General features: G+C 71.6%; 12 protein-coding genes. 9 read left to right on the top strand and 3 right to left on the bottom strand.

Features of this window, described 5'->3' with window-relative positions:
• Positions 1–60 precede the first annotated feature (60 nt).
• The gene (locus tag OG584_RS25955) at positions 61–318 is read right to left on the bottom strand and encodes a hypothetical protein (protein ID WP_405781325.1); all 258 of its coding nucleotides are present in this window, start codon (positions 316–318) and stop codon (positions 61–63) included.
• A gap of 130 nt (positions 319–448) precedes the next feature.
• Here OG584_RS25955 and OG584_RS25950 point away from each other — a divergent pair, with 130 nt between their 5' ends.
• Entirely contained in the window at positions 449–808 is a 360-nt protein-coding gene (locus OG584_RS25950) for an arsenate reductase family protein (protein WP_405781324.1), read from the top strand.
• Positions 809–898: 90 nt separating this feature from the next.
• Here the strand turns inward: OG584_RS25950 and OG584_RS25945 are convergent, their stop codons facing one another.
• The gene (locus OG584_RS25945; protein WP_405781322.1) at positions 899–1,840 is read right to left on the bottom strand and encodes a Gfo/Idh/MocA family protein; all 942 of its coding nucleotides are present in this window, start codon (positions 1,838–1,840) and stop codon (positions 899–901) included.
• Between the two features lie 578 nt (positions 1,841–2,418).
• On the opposite strand from OG584_RS25945, the gene OG584_RS25940 reads away from it, so the two are divergent.
• Positions 2,419–2,970, top strand: a complete 552-nt coding sequence (locus OG584_RS25940; RefSeq protein ID WP_405781320.1) for a winged helix-turn-helix domain-containing protein — start codon at positions 2,419–2,421, stop codon at positions 2,968–2,970.
• Between the two features lie 125 nt (positions 2,971–3,095).
• Here the strand turns inward: OG584_RS25940 and OG584_RS25935 are convergent, their stop codons facing one another.
• Entirely contained in the window at positions 3,096–5,204 is a 2,109-nt protein-coding gene (locus tag OG584_RS25935) for an MMPL family transporter (protein WP_405781318.1), read from the bottom strand.
• 279 nt (positions 5,205–5,483) lie between these two features.
• On the opposite strand from OG584_RS25935, the gene OG584_RS25930 reads away from it, so the two are divergent.
• From OG584_RS25930 to OG584_RS25900, 7 genes are all read left to right on the top strand, one after another.
• Entirely contained in the window at positions 5,484–6,773 is a 1,290-nt protein-coding gene (locus tag OG584_RS25930) for a sensor histidine kinase (protein WP_405781316.1), read from the top strand.
• The gene (locus tag OG584_RS25925) at positions 6,737–7,384 is read left to right on the top strand and encodes a LuxR C-terminal-related transcriptional regulator (protein WP_405781314.1); all 648 of its coding nucleotides are present in this window, start codon (positions 6,737–6,739) and stop codon (positions 7,382–7,384) included. Before OG584_RS25930 ends, OG584_RS25925 begins: the two co-directional genes overlap by 37 nt.
• Before the next feature lie 1,013 nt (positions 7,385–8,397).
• Positions 8,398–11,493, top strand: a complete 3,096-nt coding sequence (locus tag OG584_RS25920) for an alpha-N-acetylglucosaminidase (protein WP_405781313.1) — start codon at positions 8,398–8,400, stop codon at positions 11,491–11,493.
• 101 nt (positions 11,494–11,594) lie between these two features.
• Positions 11,595–13,523 carry a hypothetical protein gene (locus OG584_RS25915; protein WP_405781311.1) on the top strand — a complete coding sequence of 643 codons (1,929 nt, stop codon included), beginning with the start codon at positions 11,595–11,597 and terminating at the stop codon, positions 13,521–13,523.
• A 135-nt stretch (positions 13,524–13,658) separates the two neighbouring features.
• A complete protein-coding gene (locus tag OG584_RS25910; RefSeq protein WP_405781310.1) occupies positions 13,659–14,543 on the top strand; it encodes a metal-dependent hydrolase in 885 nt (294 codons plus the stop codon).
• Position 14,544: 1 nt separating this feature from the next.
• On the top strand, positions 14,545–15,645 hold the full coding sequence (locus tag OG584_RS25905; RefSeq protein ID WP_405781309.1) for a PDR/VanB family oxidoreductase: 1,101 nt from the start codon (positions 14,545–14,547) through the stop codon (positions 15,643–15,645).
• A 277-nt stretch (positions 15,646–15,922) separates the two neighbouring features.
• The gene (locus OG584_RS25900) at positions 15,923–19,204 is read left to right on the top strand and encodes a GH92 family glycosyl hydrolase (protein ID WP_405784291.1); all 3,282 of its coding nucleotides are present in this window, start codon (positions 15,923–15,925) and stop codon (positions 19,202–19,204) included.
• Positions 19,205–19,256 lie beyond the last annotated feature (52 nt).

Below are 19,256 nucleotides of genomic sequence, written 5' to 3'. Positions count from 1 at the left end.
GGTCGACGCCGATGGGCGTGGGGTCGCCTCACCGGCCGGACGGCCGGTGAGGCGAAGGGCTCAGCGCCCGTAGCGGATCAGGAGGCGGACCATCCTGCAGGTCGCGTCGGACGGCGGGTGGATGCCCGCCAGGGCGGCGGTGGAGCGTATCTTGCGGTTCGGTGCCTGCTCAGGACGGTAGACACCGGTGTCGAGCAGGGCGATGGCCAGGCGCATCGCCTTCAGCCTGCGGTTGTGCGAGACGTACCAGTCACGTGGCCTTCCTGCGGGCAGCGGCTTCTTGGCCAGGGACTCAGTCGGGAGCACGGCTACAGCCATCGGCGACCTCCAGGCGCTGGTGAAGGGGCCCTCACGGACCCTCACTAACTGCCTCCATTTTACTGCCCGGCACTGACAGAAGGCCCAGGCCAGGAGGGCTCCAAGCAGCCTCTCGCGTACCTTTGGCCCCATGGAGATCTGGATCAATCCCGCATGCTCGAAGTGCCGCGCTGCGGTGGACCTGCTGGACGCCGAAGGGGCCTCGTACACCGTCCGCCGATACCTGGAGGACGCCCCGGACGAGGACGAGATCCGGGCCGTGCTCGGCAGGCTCGGACTCGAACCGTGGGACATCACCCGCACCCAGGAGGCGGACGCGAAGGAGCTCGGCCTGAAGGACTGGCCGCGCGACGCGGAGTCGCGGGACCGGTGGATCGCCGCGCTGGCCGGACATCCGAAGCTGCTCCAGCGCCCGATCATCACGGCGGACGACGGGACCGCGGTGGTGGCGCGTACGGAGGAAGCGGTACGGGACGCTCTCGGGCGGTGAGGGGGCGGCGTTGACCGGGGCTGCGGCCCCGCCGCGCCGCAGCCCCGCAACCCGACTGCCGATGACTCGACTGCCCGTTGGCCCGACGGCTCAGGGGGCCGACGGGGCCCGGGTGGAGGTCAGTTGCCGCTCCGCCTCCGCCAGGATCTCCGTGAGCCGCAGGCCGAACCGCACGTCGCACGGATGCGGCTCCCCGGTGCGTACGGCGGCGAGCAGCGCGTCGACCGCTGCGGCGAACGGCACCCCGGCGCCGCCGCCACGGCCGTCCGGCAGCACCGCCACCCCGTGGGCACCGCGGAATTCGACGGTCGCGCCCGCGGCTTCGGTGGGTGCGCTCAGGCTGAGCGTCGCCGAACTGGAGGCACCCGACGTGTGCCGCAGAGCCAGGTGCACGGTGTCATCGGCGCCGCCTGCCGCCGTCACCTCCGTCGCGTCCCCGAGCACCGGCAGCAGGACGGAGAGGGCGTGCGGGCCCACGTCCCACAGCCCGCCCTTCTCCCTGCGCCACGGCGAGGCCGCGAAGGGACTGTCGGCGCCTGGTGAGAACAGGGCGCCGAGCCACTCCGCGCGGCCGGTGAACCAGCCCTCCACAGCGGCCTGTCCGGCGATCCACTCGGCCACCCCTGGTGTGAAGCGCAGTGTGCAGAAGACCACGGACGCGACACCGGAGCGCTCAGCCGCGGCAACGACCTCGCGTGCTCCGGCGACCGTGGTGGCAACCGGTTTGTCGAGCAGCAGATGGCAGCCGGCCGCCGCCGCACGGGCCGCGAGCGGGGCCTGGATGTCGGGCGGGAGAGCCAGGGCGACCGCGTCACTCGCTGCGAAGAGTGCGTCCACTTCGTCGTACGCGCTCGTCCCGTGCGCGCCGGCGAGCTCGGCCGCCGCCTCCGGCCGCCTGCCCCAGACCCCGCTGAACTCGATCTCCGGGTGGGCGGCGAGCGCCGGGGCGTGGGTGGACTGCGCCCAGGGGCCGGTGCCGAGCAGACCGACGCGCGGCCTCGTAGCGGATGACTTCCCAGCTGAATGCGTCATACCGGCCAGTGTCAGCCATCGCACACCGAGCCGGAACCCGGGAGGGCGGAGGGGCCGCACCGGACTGCTGGTGGACCCGGACGTTGCCGCGCCGCAGCCGGGGTGAACACCGGCCGCGGCGTCGGGCGATCCGCGGTGCGGGAATACGCCGCCGCGGCCTTGTCCTGATCCTCGCGACGCCGGCAACGCCCTCTGCCCCGTCCGGCGGCCGGGTGGGAGCCGGTTGCCGTTCGGCCACGGGTCCCGCGCGCCCTCGTCCGGTGAGGCGCAGCACGTCCCCAGCGGGGCGCGACGCCCCATCGGCAGGTGCCCAGGGGCGTTCCTTTTCCCGGCAGCCCCTGCTGCTGCCCCACTGCATCTGGTTCAATAGGCGCATGGCCCGCCCCCAGAACACCTCGACCGGTCGCTTCGACCTCGAACCGTTCTGGCCGTCCCGTCAGCATCACGACTTCGACCGAGTGTGTTGCCGTGCGACACAGGCGCCGGCCCTCTAACGCCTCTTCCGCTTCGAAGCCTTCGGCCGGCGCGCACGACGTACGTCCATCGACGACCTCTCCGCGCGAAAGAGCTGACCACTCATGGCTGACACCCGTTCCTTCTCCGCCGCGACCGCAACGGCCGCCGCGACCCCCACACCTCTCGCGTCCCACCGGCACCGGCTGCGGTCGGTGGACCGTGACGAGGTCGTCCCGGTCGCCGACTTCCTCCCGCCGGGCGCCACCTGGCTCCCGGCTCCCCAGCACACCCTGCCCGCCGTGCCGGGGCAACCGCCGATGATCGGCTATCTGGTGCTCGTGCCCGCCGATCACCAGCAGGTCCCGGCACCGGCACCGGCTCCCGCCGCCTCCGATGGGGCGGTACGGATCGACAGCGACGAGCGGACCGCTTCGGTGGACGGCCGGACGCTGGACCTGACCTATCTGGAGTTCGAGCTGCTCGCGCATCTCGTGGCGCACCCCCACCGCGTGCACAGCCGCGACCAGTTGGTGACCACGGTGTGGGGTTACGGGCACGTGGGCGACGGCAGGACGGTCGACGTCCACGTGGCGCGGCTGCGGCGCAAGCTGGGCGCCGAGCACCGGCACACGATCCGTACGGTGCGCCGCGTCGGGTACAAGTACGCACCCTGATCCCGCCGGTGCGCCGATGAGTACCCGCGTCGCCCTCCCGGGCTGTGTCCACTGCCCGGGAGGGCGCTGCTCCTGCTGTGCCGTACGGGCCGGGCGCCCGGCCCGTACACGCCGGGCGCGTACGGTCAGACCGCTGCCGGGATCTTCGGAACTTCGGCGCCTTCGAGGCCGGGCAGCCGGGAAAGTCCTCTGGGTGTACGCCAGTTGCGCTCGCCCAGCATCGTCATCAGGGCGGGCAGCAGCACCATCCGCACCACGGTCGCGTCCAGCAGGACCGCCACCGCGAGGCCGACGCCCATCTGCTGCATGTCCTGCATCGACAGCGAGCCGAAGACCGAGAACACCGCGACCATGATCACGGCCGCACCGGTCACCGCGCCGGCGGTCCGCCGGATGCCCTCGTCGACGGCGTCCCTGGTGCTCAGCCCGCGTTGGCGCGCCTCCCGGATCCGGGACACGACGAACACGTGGTAGTCCATCGACAGGCCGAAGAGGACGACCAGCACGAAGAGCGGCATCCAGGATTCGATGACGCCGGTCTTCTCCGAGCCGATCAGCGACGCGCCCCAGCCGTGCTGGAAGACGGCGACCATCACTCCGTAGGCGGCCGCCACCGAGAGGAGGTTGAGGAGGACCGATGTCAGTGCGATGACGTACGAACGGAAGCAGAAGAGCATCAGCAGGAAGGTCACCGCCGTGATGAAGGCGAAGACCGGGACGATGCCGTGTTTCAGCTGGTCGTTGAAGTCGGCCGAGCTCGCCAGTTCCCCGGTGACGTAGACGTGGGCGCCGGTCCCGTCGAAGGCGGCGGGCAGCCGTACGTTCCGCAGCTTCGCCAGATCGGCACCGCCTGCGGGCAGCGGGACCTCGATCTCGGCGACGTTCCGGCTGCTGTGCACGGTGACCCCGTCGAAGCCCGCGAGTGCCTTGCGTACGCCCGCCGATCCGATGTCGTCGGCCGTGACCACGACCGTGGCAGGGGCGGGGCCGCCGGGGAAGGTCTCCGCGATGTGCCGGTAGGCGACGGACAGCTCGGACGACGAGCCGAACTGCTGCTCAAGGCCGAGCTCTTCCGTCTTCATGCCCAGTGCGGGCGCCGCCAGGGCGAGCAGCACGACCACCGCTCCGGCCGCGAAGACCGCCGGGCGGGCGAGGACCGGCTTCAGCAGCCGGCCCGCGGTCGCGCCGCTCTGCCGCGCACCGCGCCTGCCGCGCCGGTTCAGCAGCGGCACCCGGCCCGCGTTGATCCGGTCCCCCAGCCAGGAGAGCAGCGCGGGAAGCACCGTCACCGAGCCGAGCATCGCGATGAGGACCACGGTGATCGTGGCGAGCGCGAACCCCTTGAACAGCATCAGGCCGGACAGGAACATCCCGGCCATCGCCACCATCACGGTCACCCCGGAGACGAGCACGGCCCGTCCGCTGGTGGCCGCCGCGATACTCAGGGCGGTCTCGGCGTCGTGCCCCGCAGCCCGCTCGTCCCGCTCGCGCCGCAGGTAGAAGAGGCAGTAGTCGACGCCGACTGCGAAGCCCATCAGGAACATCACCGAGTACGTGGTCTGGGAGAGGTGCAGCTCGTGGCTGGCCAGCGACAGCAGGCCGAATGCCGCCATGCACGCCGTCAGTGCGAGCCCGACAGGCAGCAGCGCGGCCACCACGGCTCCGAAGGCCACCAGCAGAATGCCCAAAGCCAGCGGTACGGCGGTGAATTCGGCCGAACGGAGGTCCGTGGAGAGCAGGTCGGACAGCCACTTGCCCGCGCTGGCGTCGCCGAACTGGTAGATCCGCACATCGGGCCGGCCGGCCCGCACCGCGGACACCGCGTCGAGCACCGGCCCCACCCGGTCCGCCGCGGTGTCCGCCGCGCCCTTCATGTCGAAGGTGATCAGGGCGTCCCTGCCGTCCTTCGAGGGGACGGGCGCCGCGATGTTCCGTACCGCCCCGGTCCTCCCGACAGCGGTCGTGACCGCGCGGGCCGTGGCCTTCCAGTCACCGGCGCCCCTGCCCGACACCATGATCATCTCGCCGGCCGGCCGGCTGAGACCCGCGTCCTCCAGGATCCGGGTGGCGCGCGCCGAGTCGCCCGCGCCGTTCTCCGAATCCGACATGTTCACCATGCCGGAGGCACCGCCGATACCCATGGCGAGCACCACGAACACCAGCCAGCCGAGAACGGCCGTTTTGCGGTGGTGGGCGCTCCACACACCGATACGTGCCGCGAGATTGCGCCTCATGGCGTTCTGCCCCCAGAAGTAGGACCGGTCGATGGGGCGGGGCGGTCACCCCGCCGCCGACCGGTCTGAGCGTCGGTTGATCGGTCTCCTACGCTAGGAACGGGACGGGGAAGGCCCCAGCCGCCGGAGCCCCCTGTGCGGAGCCGTAGGGCGACGGTCACGGGGTGGTGCCAGGTACACCTTGATCCGGGTGCGGGACCCAATGCCCCGGCGCCACGCTGCGGCCACACTGGTGTCCAGGGCCGGAGGTCACCCGGCCAGGGACGAGAGGGACACCGAATGATTGCGACGAAGGCACGCGACGCCGGGCTGGCGGCCGCACAGGGCCTGGCGCTGGCCGGGATGTCACTCATCGGCTCGATCACACTCTTCACGCTCGCCATCACGTCGATCGCACTGATCCCGGTCGGTGTCGGTGTCTTCACCACGCCCGCACTGCTGGACCTGGTCCGCTCACACGCCGACCGCCGGCGGCTGCTGGCCGCCAAGTGGGCGGGGGTCCGTATACCGCTCCCGCGCCGTCCGCTTCCCCGGCAGCCGCGGGCCGGCATCGCCGGTCAGGTGGAGCGCTGCACGCTGCTGGTGAAGTCCCCTGCGACGTGGCGCGATCTGCGCTGGCTGCTGATCGACATGACGGCGGGCGCGGTCACCGCGCTGCTGCCGGTGTCGCTGCTGGCCGAGGGGCTGTTCGGCATCCTGCTCGTGCTGGGCCTGTGGCAGCCGATCGTCCACGCGGGCGGCGGCTACTGGTACGAGTTCATCCGGGTCGACGGCTGGACCACAGCGTCGTTCGCGGCACTGCTCGGCGCCTGCTGGATCGCGGTCGGGCTGCGTTTCGGCCGTGCTCTGATCGGCGTCCACTTCAGCATCACCAGGTCGTCCCTGACCCTCACCAGGGAGGCCGAGCTGGGTGAGCGCATCGACCGGCTCACCGAGACTCGGCACGACGCGGTGGACTCGTCCGCTGCCGAACTGCGCCGGATCGAGAGGGACCTGCACGACGGCGCGCAGGCCAGGCTCGTCGCGATGGGCATGAACCTCTCCACCGTCGAGGCGCTGATCGAGAAGAACCCCGCACAGGCCAAGAAGATGCTGTCGATGGCCCGCGAGTCGTCGGCCGAGGCCCTCACCGAGCTGCGGGACCTGGTGCGCGGCATCCACCCGCCGGTGCTCGCCGAGCGCGGCCTCGGGGACGCGGTCAGGGCCCTGGCCCTGCGGCTGCCGGTCGCGACCGAGGTCGAGGTGGACATGGCGGGCCGCGCGGAGGCTCCGGTCGAGTCGGCGGCGTACTTCGCCGTCAGCGAGATCCTGACGAACGCCGTCAAGCATGCGGGGGCGGACCGGATCTGGGTCGACATCCACCATGCCGAAGGGATGCTGCGCATGTCGGTCACCGACGACGGCCGCGGGGGCGCGTCGGCCGGGGCGGGGTCGGGGCTGAGCGGAATCGAACGCCGACTGGGTACATTCGACGGCGTACTGGCCGTCAACAGCCCTGTGGGTGGCCCGACCATGGTGACGATGGAGATTCCGTGCGCGTTGTCCTCGCCGAAGACCTCTTCCTGCTGAGAGACGGCCTGGTCCGGATGCTGGAGGCGTACGACTTCGAGATCGCCGCAGCGGTGGAGACCGGGCCCGAACTCACCAGAGCCTTTGCCGAATTGCAGCCGGACGTCGCCGTGGTCGACGTCCGGCTGCCGCCGTCCCACACGGACGAGGGCCTCCAGTGCGCCCTGGCGGCCCGCCGGGCGAGACCCGGGCTGCCGGTCCTGGTCCTGTCGCAGCATGTGGAGCAGTTGTACGCCCGCGAGCTGCTGGCTGACGGCACGGGTGGCGTGGGATATCTGCTGAAGGACCGGGTGTTCGACGCCGACCAGTTCATCGACGCGGTACGCCGGGTGGCCGCGGGCGGCACCGCGATGGACCCGCAGGTGATCCAGCAACTGCTGTCACGGCGGGCCCAGGACAAGCCGGTGGGCAGCCTCACCCCGCGCGAGCTGGAGGTCATGGAGCTGATGGCGCAGGGGCGTTCCAATGCCGCGATCGCGGGTCAACTCGTCGTGACCGAACGGGCGGTGGCGAAGCACACGTCGAACATCTTCGGCAAGCTGAGCCTGCCGGTGTCGGACGACGACAACCGTCGCGTCCTCGCGGTACTCGCCTATCTCGACCGGGGGTAGACAGGCCCGGCGCGGCGGACTTCGTGGCCCCCTGCGGCGCCCCGCACGGCAAGTTCCGGGGCGGGGAGACGCGGCAGGGCCGGGGCGGCGGCAGAGCAGCAGCCGGAGTGTCCGCAGCAGGATGTCCCGGCTGGACACGTCGTCGGCGAAGGGTGATCCGCCTTTCAGCGCTGCTCCGACGTCCTGGGAAATGGCCCGCGAGAGCACGGACCATTCGGGCCGCTGACGGAGCGCCCATTGAGGGGTTTGATTGCCTGCCGCTCGAATAAATTGGCCGGTCTGCTGCGGAGAAGTTTGCCGATCGGTTCGGGCTCCGTGACACCGACGGCGCCAGGATCAAGACGGAATGCATCCGAACCCCGGCACCTGCTCAGGAGATCTTCGATTCCCGGCGTGAAGACCGCGGTCCGGGCACTCCTGTGTGTTCCGGAAATGTTCACCGCTCATCTCCAGGGACAAGCGGCCTGCACCCGGCGGGACGGCGGAATCGCCGGGTACCACACGAATACTTCGCAGGTCACTACCTGATGTACCAGGCGTACGACTTCAGGCCCTTCTCGGGCCTGATCTCGGACCTGATCTGGGACCTGCTCTCGGGCCTGATCTTGTTCTTGAGCGGGCGCACGAGCTTCGTGACAGCACGTCCGCCTGACGGCGAACCGACCGAGCCTGATTTACGGATCCAGCGGCGGAAGTGAACCCGGGCGCAAAATCCATATCAATGTCACGCAAGTCACCAACGGCTTGGGCACTTTACCTGTTTCAATCACCACGGGTCCCGAACACCGACGAACGGAACAAAAGTGCCCTATTCCTGTTCGCCGTAATACCCAGCCCCATGGACGGTCAATCCTGCACCCGGACGGGCCGAAAGATGGAACCGGGCCGCTTTTACACACGTAAACCTGTGCGCCCCATTGCTCCGCCACCTCCTCGTCATTACCGTGCGCATCGCATGCATCTGTCGTCGCACGGACCGTCAGCAGCATTGACGCGCAACACGAGGAGTGCCGATGCACGAGCTGTCCAGACGTACGCTGCTGAGCACCGCGGGGGCGATCGGAGCAGGAGTCGCCATGGGCGCGCAGACACCCGCGGCAGCCGCAGCCACGCCGGCCACCCCCTCCCGTAGCCTCTCCCCCGCCGCGCCGGCCCCACTCGACACCGGCCCGGCCCGTGCCGCGCTGAAGCGTCTGCTGCCGCTCCACGCAGACCAGTTCAGGCTCACACTGCTCACCGGCCCCGAACGCTTCCGGGTCACGGGTTCCGCGGGCCGGATCGAGGTCGCCGCCACCAGCCCGGCCGTCGCGCTCACCGGCGTCCACTGGTACCTCAAGTACGTCTGCCGGGCCCACATCTCGTGGAACACCTCGCAGCTCGGCCTCCCCAAACGGCTGCCCGCTCCAGGACCGGCCGTCCAGCAGACGGCGACCGTCCCGCACCGCTTCGCCCTCAACGACACCCACGACGGCTACACCGCCCCGTACGCGGACTGGGCGCACTGGGAACGGACGATCGACGTCCTGGCCCTGCACGGCTGCAACGAAGTCCTCGTGACAGCCGGCCAGGAGGCCGTGTACCACCGGCTGCTGCAGGACTTCGGATACTCCGACACAGAGGCCCGCACCTGGCTGCCGGCCCCCTCCCACCAGCCGTGGTGGCTCCTCCAGAACATGAGCGGATACGGCGGCCCGCTCTCCCCCGCGCTGATCGACCGGCGCGCCGCCCTGGGCCGGCAGATCGCCGACCGGCTGCGGGAGCTGGGCATGCACCCGGTCTTCCCCGGCTATTTCGGTACCGTCCCGGACGGGTTCCCCGACCGCAACCCCGGCGCCGACGTCGTGCCGCAGGGCACCTGGAACGGTCTGCGGCGGCCCGACTGGCTCGACCCGAGGACCGAGGTGTTCGGCCAGGTCGCAGCGGCCTTCTACCGGCACCAGTCCGAACTCTTCGGCGACGCGTCGCACTTCAAGATGGACCTCCTCCACGAGGGCGGCACCGCGGGCGACGTCCCCGTCGCCGACGCCGCACGGTCGGTCGAGGCATCCCTGCACACCGCACACCCCGACGCCACCTGGGTCATCCTCGGCTGGGGTGCCAACCCCCGCAGCCAGCTGCTCGGGGCCGTCGACACCAGCCGGGTGCTGATCGTCGACGGGCTCTCCGACATCGACACCGTCACCGACCGCGAGAAGGACTGGGGCGGCGCACCGTACGCCTTCGGCTCCATCCCCGACTTCGGCGGCCGCACGACCATCGGTGCCGACACCGACCGCTGGACCGAGAAGTTCACGGCCTGGCGCGACAAGCCGGGCAGCGCGCTCGCCGGCACCGCGTACATGCCGGAGGCCGCCGAGCGCGACCCGGCCGCCTTCGAGCTCTTCAGCGAGCTGGCCTGGCGCACCGAGAAGATCGACAGGGCCGCGTGGTTCAGCCGGTACGCCGGGCTGCGCTACGGCGGCGACGACCGGGACGCGAGGGCGGCGTTCGCCGCCCTCGCCACGACCGCGTACCAGCTGACGACCACCGACGGCCGCCCCGTCGACTCGAACTTCGCCCGCAGGCCCAGCCTCACCGCATCCGTCAAGTACGCGTTCGACACCGCGCAGTTCGATACGGCCTTCGCCGCGCTGCTCGGGGTCGGCGCGTCACTGCGCGGCTCGGACGCCTACCAGTACGACCTCACCGATCTCGCCCGGCAGGCGCTCGCCGACCGGGGCCGGATCCTGCTGCCGCAACTGCGCGCCGCCTACACCGGCAAGGACGCCGCCACACTCCGTACGCTGTCCGCGCTCTGGCTGAAACTGATGCGGCTCGCCGACACCATGGCGGGCTGCCACCGGGGCTTCCTGCTCGGTCCCTGGCTGGAGGAGGCCAAGCGTTTCGCCACCAGCCCGGCCGAGGCGGTACAGCTGGAGTGGACGGCCCGCACCCTCATCACCACCTGGGGGGACCGCACGGCCGCCGACAACCTCAGCAACTACGCCAACCGCGACTGGCACGGGCTGCTGAACGACGTCCACCTCCCGCAGTGGCAGGCCTACCTGGACGAGCTGGCGGCCGCGCTCGCCGAGGGCCGGGACGCCAAGGCGTTCGACTGGTTCCCGGACGAGGAAGCCTGGACCCACCGGACGGACTCCTATCCCGTGAAGGCGACCGGCGACGCACGCCGCACGGCGCAGCGGGTGTACGACACCCTGTCCACCGCCCCCTACCAGGGCACCGCCACGGTTTCCGCGCTGCCTGTGGTGTTCACTCCGGGCAGCACCGGGACGGTCACGGCCGGCTTCCGCAATCTCAACGGGCTGCGCGCGACCGGCCGGGTCGACTTCACCCTGACCGGCCTGGACGCCGAGGCGAAGGGCGCCACCTCGCTGCAGGGAGTCGGACCCGGTGCGTCCGGCTCGGTCTCCTGGCAGGTCACGGCCCCCTCCGAGCCGCTGACCACCCCGCTGCGCCCCATGCCCTACACCCTGCTCACCCGGTTCGGGCCCCGGGGCGAGAAGGCGGTGGACGTGCGGGAGCGGAGCGCGGTGTACGTGGCCGCCCCGCTCGACGGCGACTGGCGGACCTACACCGGTAACGACGCCGTGTTCGGACAGCTGGGCGGGCAGCTGGCGATCAACGGCGGCGGGCAGGACCTGTGGAAGGGCACCACCCAGTTCGGTACCGCGTTCCGTCCCGGCGCGATGACGGACGGCACGAGTGTGACCGTACGGGTGGACTCGCAGGAGAACACCGGGAGCTGGGCCCGGTGCGGGCTTGTCGTGCGCAACAGCCTCTCCACCCAGGGCTCGGCGGGCTTCCTGAACCTTGCGGTGACCCCCGGCCAGGGCGTCGTGCTGTCGTACGACACGAACGGCGACGGGACGCTGGACACCTACAAGCGCATCACCGGGATCAAGGCACCGGTCGTCCTGCGGCTCTCCCGGTCCGGCACGGCGTACACCGGCTCCTGCTCGACGGACGGCGCCAGTTGGCGGACGGTCGCCACCGTCAACGTGCCGGGCGCCGCGGGCAGCCAGGACGTGGGAATCTTCATGAGCGCGACGAACGGAGGCAACGGGGCGCGCGGCACCGTGGACTTCAGTTCCTGGTCGGTGAGTTGAGGTCAGGGCCGGGCGGCGCCGGCCGGCCGGAGGGGCCCGCGGAGCACGCGGGGAGCCGTGGGCCCCGGTGACCATCCCACGATTCGCTCGTTCTGCTGAATGTGCAGTCACAGGATGTCGCCCGCCGCTCCGTGCCCGATCCGACCGCCGTCGATACCGAGCAGGCGGAGGCCGCGCTCGTCGAGCACTACCCCCGCCTTGTCCGGCTGGCGTATCTGATCCTGCCTCCCTCGCTCGGCCGCAACCGCCGGGTGCTGACCGCACACTCCCTCGCGCAGCGTGCGCTGCCGCGGGGGCGCAGGCCGGGCGCCGCCGATGCCATCCCCTCGCCGCGCCGGGCGGACGACTGCGACCCGGCCTACGCGTATGTACGGGGACGGGTGGTCACGGCGGCGCTGGAGGCAACCCGGCCCCGGCGGTGGAAGGCCTTGCCGCGCCGTGTCCAGCTGCCGCCGCTGCTGCCTCAGGTATGGGGCCTGCGGCTCTTCACGCGCTCCGGCGGCGCGGATGAACTCGCCCTGGACCAGCGGCTTTCGGCACTCTCGGGACCCGCACGCGCCGCGTACGCGCTGCGCGGCCTCGAAGGACTCGACGACACCCGGGTACGGCAGGTGCTCCAGGCGGCGGGGGTGGCCGACCCGCGGACGGCACTGGACCGCGCGGACGGCCCGGCGGCGCAGTACGGGCTGCTGGCGTCCGCCGCGTTCGACCCCTGCTCGCTCCAGGCCAGACCGACCGATCTGCTGCGGCGCAGACGCCGTGGCAGGGGCGCGCTGGCCGCGGCGGCCGCTGTGCTGGTGTGCGGGACGCTGCTCGCGCTGCCGGACGGCGGGCTGGGCGCGGGGAAGGCCGCTCCCCCGGCGCCCACGGGCAGCACGCCGGCCGGGCAGGCGCTGAATCCGGCGAGGCTGACGCGGGTCGCGGCCGGGGCGTGGAAGACGTCGCCCCGTACCGACTTCTCCGTGTGGCCCGCCCGCGGCGACCGCGCCGGGGACACCGCCCTGCTGCGGCGCGCACTCGCCGTCTGGGCCCGCCCCGACGACTCGGTGCAGGTCTCGTCGACCCCCGGTACGCCCTCCGGGCCACCCATGGGCGCCCCGCAGCTGCTGTTCGCGGGCGCGGTGGACGACGCGGTGGTCGTGCTGTTCTACGACGGTCTGCGTGTGGTGCGCTATGCCGAGGCGAAGGACGGCGTGGGAGGCGCCGCGCTCGACTTCGCGCGGGTGGACGGCGCCGACGAGGCCTCGTCCGACGCGCTGGTCGCAGGCCGGACCGACGGCAACGTCCGCTATCTCACGGCGCCCTGGGTACGGGACGCGGGGGTGCGGGATCTGCTCACCCCCGCGGCTGGGGCGCGTCCGCTGCCCCTGTCCGCGGACGGTGTCACCGACCCGGTGCCCGGCCCGGGGGTCTCACGCGCATGCACCTCCTGGAACGCGCTTGCGCTGAGCGACAGCGCGGGCACGCACCTGCTGACCGACCTCGGTGAGCTTCCCCCCGCCCGGCTGCTCGCGGGTCCGCCGGCCGGTCCGCACGATGTGACGGGAGCGGCGGACCGGGCGAGCTGGGCGCACACCGCCTGTCTGCTCCCGGCGGTCCGCTCGCACGGCGTACGCACGGTGAACTCCTGGCAGTTCGCCGACCAGCCGCTGCCCGGAGCGGAGGACCGGGCCGTCTGGCTCTGCACCCGCGCGGATACCTGGCGCGGCGCGGGGAGCCGGATCCTCGCGCAGTTCCGGGTCCCCGATGGCCGGGGGCAGGCGCCCGACACCGTCGTCGCCCGCGCCGAGGACTCACCGGCGTGCGGGAAGCGGCAGCCCCGCGTCCTCGCGGGTGTGCTGTGGAAGGCGCGCGGCGGGCAGTGGTACGTGCTGGCCGCGGGCAGCACGCAGTTCGCGTCGCTGGCCGCCACGGGCGGGGTGTCGGGCAGCGCGGCAGGCCGGCTGCTCGCCGTACCGGCGGCGCAGGGCGCGAAGGCGCAGCTGTCGGGACGCCTGGCAGACGGTGCCCGTGTCGGTTCGCTGCGGTGACGTGAGGTTCGCCGTCGCAGCCCTGGCCCTGCCGCCGGCCACGGAGCGGTACTCCGCAAGCCACCGCTGCGGCTGCCGCTGAACGACTGCCGCAAGGCCCTGTTCCTCGGGCGTACCCGTCGGTACATTGACGCCATGTCTAATACGCAGCCCGCCCCGGTGGCTTCGGAGCACATAGCCCTCAAGGCCCGCAAGGTCTCCTTCGACTGGGAGGACACCCCGCTGCACTGGGTGCCCGGTGATCCGTTCACCACGCACACCATCAATGTGCTGCACCTGCTGCTCCCGGCGGGCGAGCGCTGGTTCGTGCATGTCTACAAGCAGGTCCTGCCACTGATCCGGGACGAGCGGCTGCGTGCGGACGTCATCGGGTTCATCGGCCAGGAGGCGATGCACTCACAGGCCCACGACGACGTACTCCCCCATCTCGCGGCGCAGGGTCTTGACCCGACCCCGTACACCGCCCAGGTCGACTGGCTCTTCGAGAAACTGCTCGGCGACCGGACGCTGCCGCCCGGCAGAGCGAGCAGGTGGTGGCTGAGGGAACGGGTCGCGACGATCGCCGCGATCGAGCACTACACGGCCTTCCTCGGCGACTGGGTGCTCAACGCGGAGGCCCTGGACCGGCGCGGGGCGGATCCCACGATGCTGGATCTGCTGCGCTGGCACGGCGCCGAGGAGGTCGAACACCGCTCGGTCGCCTTCGAGGTCTTCCAGCACATCGACGGCGGCTACCGCCGCAGGGTCCGCACCTGGGCGACCGCGTTCTCCGCCCTGGTCTTCCTCTGGCAGCGCGGAGTCCGCTTCTTCATGGAGAACGATCCGCTGCTGGTGGACGGCAGGGCGACACTGCGCGCGTACCACCGGCGCGGCCGGCAGGGACTGCTGCCCACGACCGGGGCCATCGCACGGTCGGTGCCCGGCTATCTGAGCCGTACGTACCACCCCTCGCAGGAAGGCAGTACGGCGCAGGCCGTGGCCTATCTCGCCAACTCCCCCGCCGCGAACGGAGCGCACTGAGATGGCACCGCCCCTGCCCCGCGTGCGCACGGTCGCCCTGGTCGCCGGCGCGGCCCTGCTCGCCAAGCGCGCGCTGCACCGCCGTATCGCCGCTTCCCCGCTCTGGCCGCTGCCCGCCCTGGAGACCCCGGTCTCGGGCCGCGGCCGGCACCGCACGGCCGTCCGGCGGCTGCTGATCACCGAGCGCGCCCAGGTGGCCGACGGTGTGGTGCGGCTCCGCCTGGCGAGCGCGTCCGGCGAGCGCCTCGCCTCCTGGACGCCGGGCGCCCATCTGGATCTGGTGCTGCCGTCCGGCCTGGTGCGCCAGTACTCGCTGTGCGGGGACCCGGCGGACCGGAACGCGTACACGGTCGCCACCCGGCTGGTCGAGGACGGCCGGGGCGGCTCCCGCGAAGTCCATGAACAGCTCCGCCAGGGCGCGGAGATCGAGACCCGCGGCCCTCGCAACCGATTCCCGCTCGCCGGGGCCGCTTCGTACGTCTTCGTCGCCGGCGGCATCGGCATCACGCCGGTCCTGCCGATGCTCCGGGCGGCCGAAGAGGCGGGCGCACAGTGGCGGCTGGTCTACTGCGGGCGCACCCGCGCCTCGATGCCCTTCCTGGCCGAGGTCGCGGCGCTCGCGAGGAGCTCGGAGCGCGGCGGTGGCGCGGGCCGCGTGACCGTGGTCCCGCAGGACGAAGCGGGCTATCCGGAGCTGGAGTTCGGGGCCGACCCGCCGGGAACCGCGTACTACTGCTGCGGCCCGGAAGGCCTGCTCGGAGCGGTCTCGGCCGCGCTCCCTGCCGGAGCGGAGCTCCACCTGGAGCGCTTCGCACCGCAGGCCCGCACCGCGGCGGACGCGGACAGCTTCGACGTCGAGCTGCGCCGCTCCGGACGCACGGTCACGGTCGCACCCGGCTCCACGGTGCTGGCCGCCGTCCGCACGGCGGTGCCGGATGTCGCGTACTCCTGCGAGCAGGGCTTCTGCGGCACCTGCCAACAGCGCGTCGTCGAGGGCCGGGTGGACCACCGGGACGAGCTGCTGACGGATGCGGAGCGGGAGGACTCCATGCTGATCTGCGTGTCGCGGGCGCGCGGCGGCCGGCTGGTCCTCGACCTGTAGGAGCCAGGCCCCCGGGCCCGCCGGAACCACTGGCCGGCAGCGGGCGGCCAACGGGCGGGGTCCGGGGAGCCTTGACACCCCGGACCGGCAGGAGGAGCATCCTCACGTCGTTGACAACGTTGTCGGGTGGCGCGCCGTTCCTGAGTGGTCAACGGCGCACCCCTTCCCGCCGCGTTGACCGTCCGTCACACACGAAGGGCAGGAACGGGTGTCAGACACGCACAACCGTCGGACGCGCACCGGGATCGGAGTGGTCAGCTCCGTCGTGGTGACCGCCATGGCCGCCCTGGGGATGGCGGCCACCGCCGCCCCCGCATCGGCCGTATCCCCGCACGGCACCGTCAAGGACCCGGTGTCGTACGTCAACCCGCTGATCGGCTCCGCCAACGCGGGCAACACCTATCCCGGCGCGGTGCAGCCCTTCGGGATGCTGGCCTGGAGCCCGCAGAACTCCAAGGGCAAGCAGGTCTCCACACCGGCGCCCGGCGGCTATCAGTACGACGCCACGAAGATCCGTGGATTCAGCCTGACCCACCTCAACGGAGTGGGCTGCTCGGGTGCGAACGGCGACATCCCGATCATGCCGTACACCGGCGACGTCGACTCCTCGCCCAGCGCGGACACCACCGACGCCAAATACGCCAGCACCTTCTCGCACGACAACGAGACCGCCTCACCCGGCTATTACAAGGTCGGCCTGGACAACGGCGCGTCCGCCGCGCTCACCACGACCGCGCGGACCGGATCCGGACAGTTCGGCTTCCCCAAGGACAAGCCGGCCAGCATGCTCTTCCGCACATCGAACTCGGAGAGCGGCAGCACGGACGCCACCGTGAAGGTCGACAAGAAGGCCCGGACCGTGACGGGCTCCGTCACCGCGGGCAACTTCTGCGGGCCGCAGAGCGCGAACAACCGGCACGACCTGTACACGCTGTACTTCACGGCCCACTTCGACAAGGCGTTCGCCGAGGTCGGCACCTGGAAGGACAGCACGGTCAGCCCCGGCTCCACCTCCGCGTCCGGCGGTACGGGCTACAGCTCGTCCGGCAACGCCGCGGAGGGCAAGGGCTCGGGCGCGTACGTCACCTTCGCCGACGGGACCACCGAGGCTCAGGCCAAGGTCGCCGTCTCCTACGTCAGCGCGCGGAACGCCGAGGCCAACCTCCGCGCCGAGAACGCACCCCGCAAGAGCTTCGGCTCCGTGAAGTCGCAGGCGGCCGGAGCCTGGAACAAGGCGCTGAAGTCGGTCGAGGTGGGCGGCGGCACCGGCGCCCAGCGCTCCACCTTCTACACCGCGCTCTACCACTCGATGCTGGAGCCCACGCTCACCAGCGACGTCGACGGCCGCTACCTGGGCGCCGACCGCAAGCCGCACAAGCTGGCCAAGGGGCAGAAGGCCCAGTACGGCACCTTCTCCGGCTGGGACCAGTACCGCGCCCAGGTGCAGCTGATGACGCTGCTCAACCCGCGGGCGGGCAGCGACTACGCCCAGTCGCTCTACAACTACGCGGGCCAGCGCGGCGGCGAGTGGGACCGCTGGCTCCTGGAGAACGGCAAGACGAGCGTCATGTCGGGCGACCCGTCCGACGCCGCCCTCGCCGGGATCTACGCCTTCGGCGGCCATGACTTCGACGTCAAGGGCGCCCTGAAGTCGCTGGTCAAGGCGGCGACCGTACCGACGGCCAACGACTCGGACAGTGCGGGCTGCAACGTCGAGTGCGTGGGCCAGCGTCCCGCGCTCGACAAGTACCTGGACCTCGGGTACGTACCGTCCGACAACTGCCACTGCTGGGGCGGCGCGGCCGAGACGCTGGAGGACGCGGCGGCCGACTACGGCCTCTCCGAGCTGTCCCGGCAGACCGGGAAGAGCGCCGACGCGAAGAAGTTCCTGGACCGTTCGGGGAACTGGACGAACGTCTTCGACGCCAACGCCACCCCGCAGGGCGGCTACATCCGCGACCGCAAGTCCGACGGCACCTGGGCGGGCACCTTCTCGCCCGGCACCGGCAGCGGCTTCGTCGAGGGGACCAGCGCCCGCTACACCTGGATGGTGTACTCGGACGTGGCGGGCCTCGCATCCGCGATGGGCGGTGACGACAGCGCGGCCAAGCGGCTCGACGCCTTCTTCCGCACGCCGGACGGGAAGTTCGACTTCTCGGCGAAGGACGACACGCGCTACGACGCGACCAACGAGCCCGACATCAACACACCCTACCTGTACGACTACCTGGGGGCCCCGTACAAGACGCAGGAGACGGTCCGCGCCGAGATGGACCAGCTGTGGACCGACGCCCCGGGCGGCATCCCGGGCAACGACGACGCGGGGACCATGTCGTCCTGGTACGTCTTCTCCGCGCTGGGCATGTACCCGCAGAACCCCAGCCGTGCCGACATGACACTGTCGGCCCCGCTGTTCCCGCACGCGGTGGTGCACACCGGTCACGGGCGCACCATCACGGTCAACGCGCCGGCGGCATCGGCGGACAACACCTACATCCAGGGCCTGAAGGTCAACGGCAGGACGTCGGACAAGCCGTGGGTCCCCGCCTCGCTCGTCACCCGCGGGGGCACCCTCGACTACACCCTGGGCGCCCAGGCTGACACCTCCTGGGGCAGCGCGGCGGCCGACGCCCCGCCGTCCTTCCCGGGCGGCGGCGTGAAGTACTTCACGGGTGCCACCCCCGAGCAGCTGAAGATCGAGCCCGGGGCCGGCGGTGCGGACACCACCGTCAAGGTGCAGACGCTGGAGAAGAAGCCGGCCAAGGTGCACTGGACCGCGACGCCGCCCGCCGGTGTCACTGTCCAGCCCTCGCAGGGCGACTTCACGGTCCCGGCCGGCGGCTCGGTGAGCGCGAAGCTCTCCGTCTCGGCGGCGGCAGGCACGGCCGAGGGCCGCTACACGGTCCCGGTCACGCTGAAATCGTCCACCGGCAAGGAGCTGCCGAAGACATCGGTGGCGGTGACCGTCGCGGCGAAGAACAGCATGCTGTGGAACCGCAACAGCACCGCGATCTCCACCGACGACAACAACCCGCAGGCCAACTTCGACGGTGAGGGCTGGAGTTACTCGGCCAAGGCGCTCGCAGCCGCGGGCGCCGTACCGGGCGGCACCGTCTCGTCGGGCGGCTTCGACTTCACCTGGCCGAAGGTGGCAGCCGGAGGCCCCGACAACATAGAGGTGGCCGGGGACACCCCGCAGGTGCTGAACGTGCCGTCGGCTGCGGGCGCCACCAAGCTCAGCTTCCTGGGCAGCGCGGCGGAGGGCTCGGCCAGCGGGTCGGCGACGCTGACGTACATCGACGGCACCACGCAGAAGGCGGACATCGGCTTCAGCGACTGGACGCTGGGCGGCGGGGCGGACAAGCCGTCGTTCGGCAACACGGTCGCGGTCCACACCGCGTACCGCGACGTCCAGGGCGACGGTACGGACCAGGTCGGCACGGACATCTTCTCGACCGCGCCGATCACGCTCCAGGCAGGCAAGCAGCTGGCGAGCGTGACGCTGCCCGCCACGACGGACGGGGGCGTGCTGCACGTCTTCGCGGTGGCTGCCGGCTGACCTTCGGACCACCGGCCGACGGGCCGCCGTGGCACGGGAATTCCCGTGCCAC

The sequence above is a fragment of the Streptomyces sp. NBC_00859 genome (assembly GCF_045161865.1).
In the GTDB taxonomy this organism is placed as follows: domain Bacteria; phylum Actinomycetota; class Actinomycetes; order Streptomycetales; family Streptomycetaceae; genus Streptomyces.
This window is presented reverse-complemented; position numbering and strand designations above follow the sequence as displayed.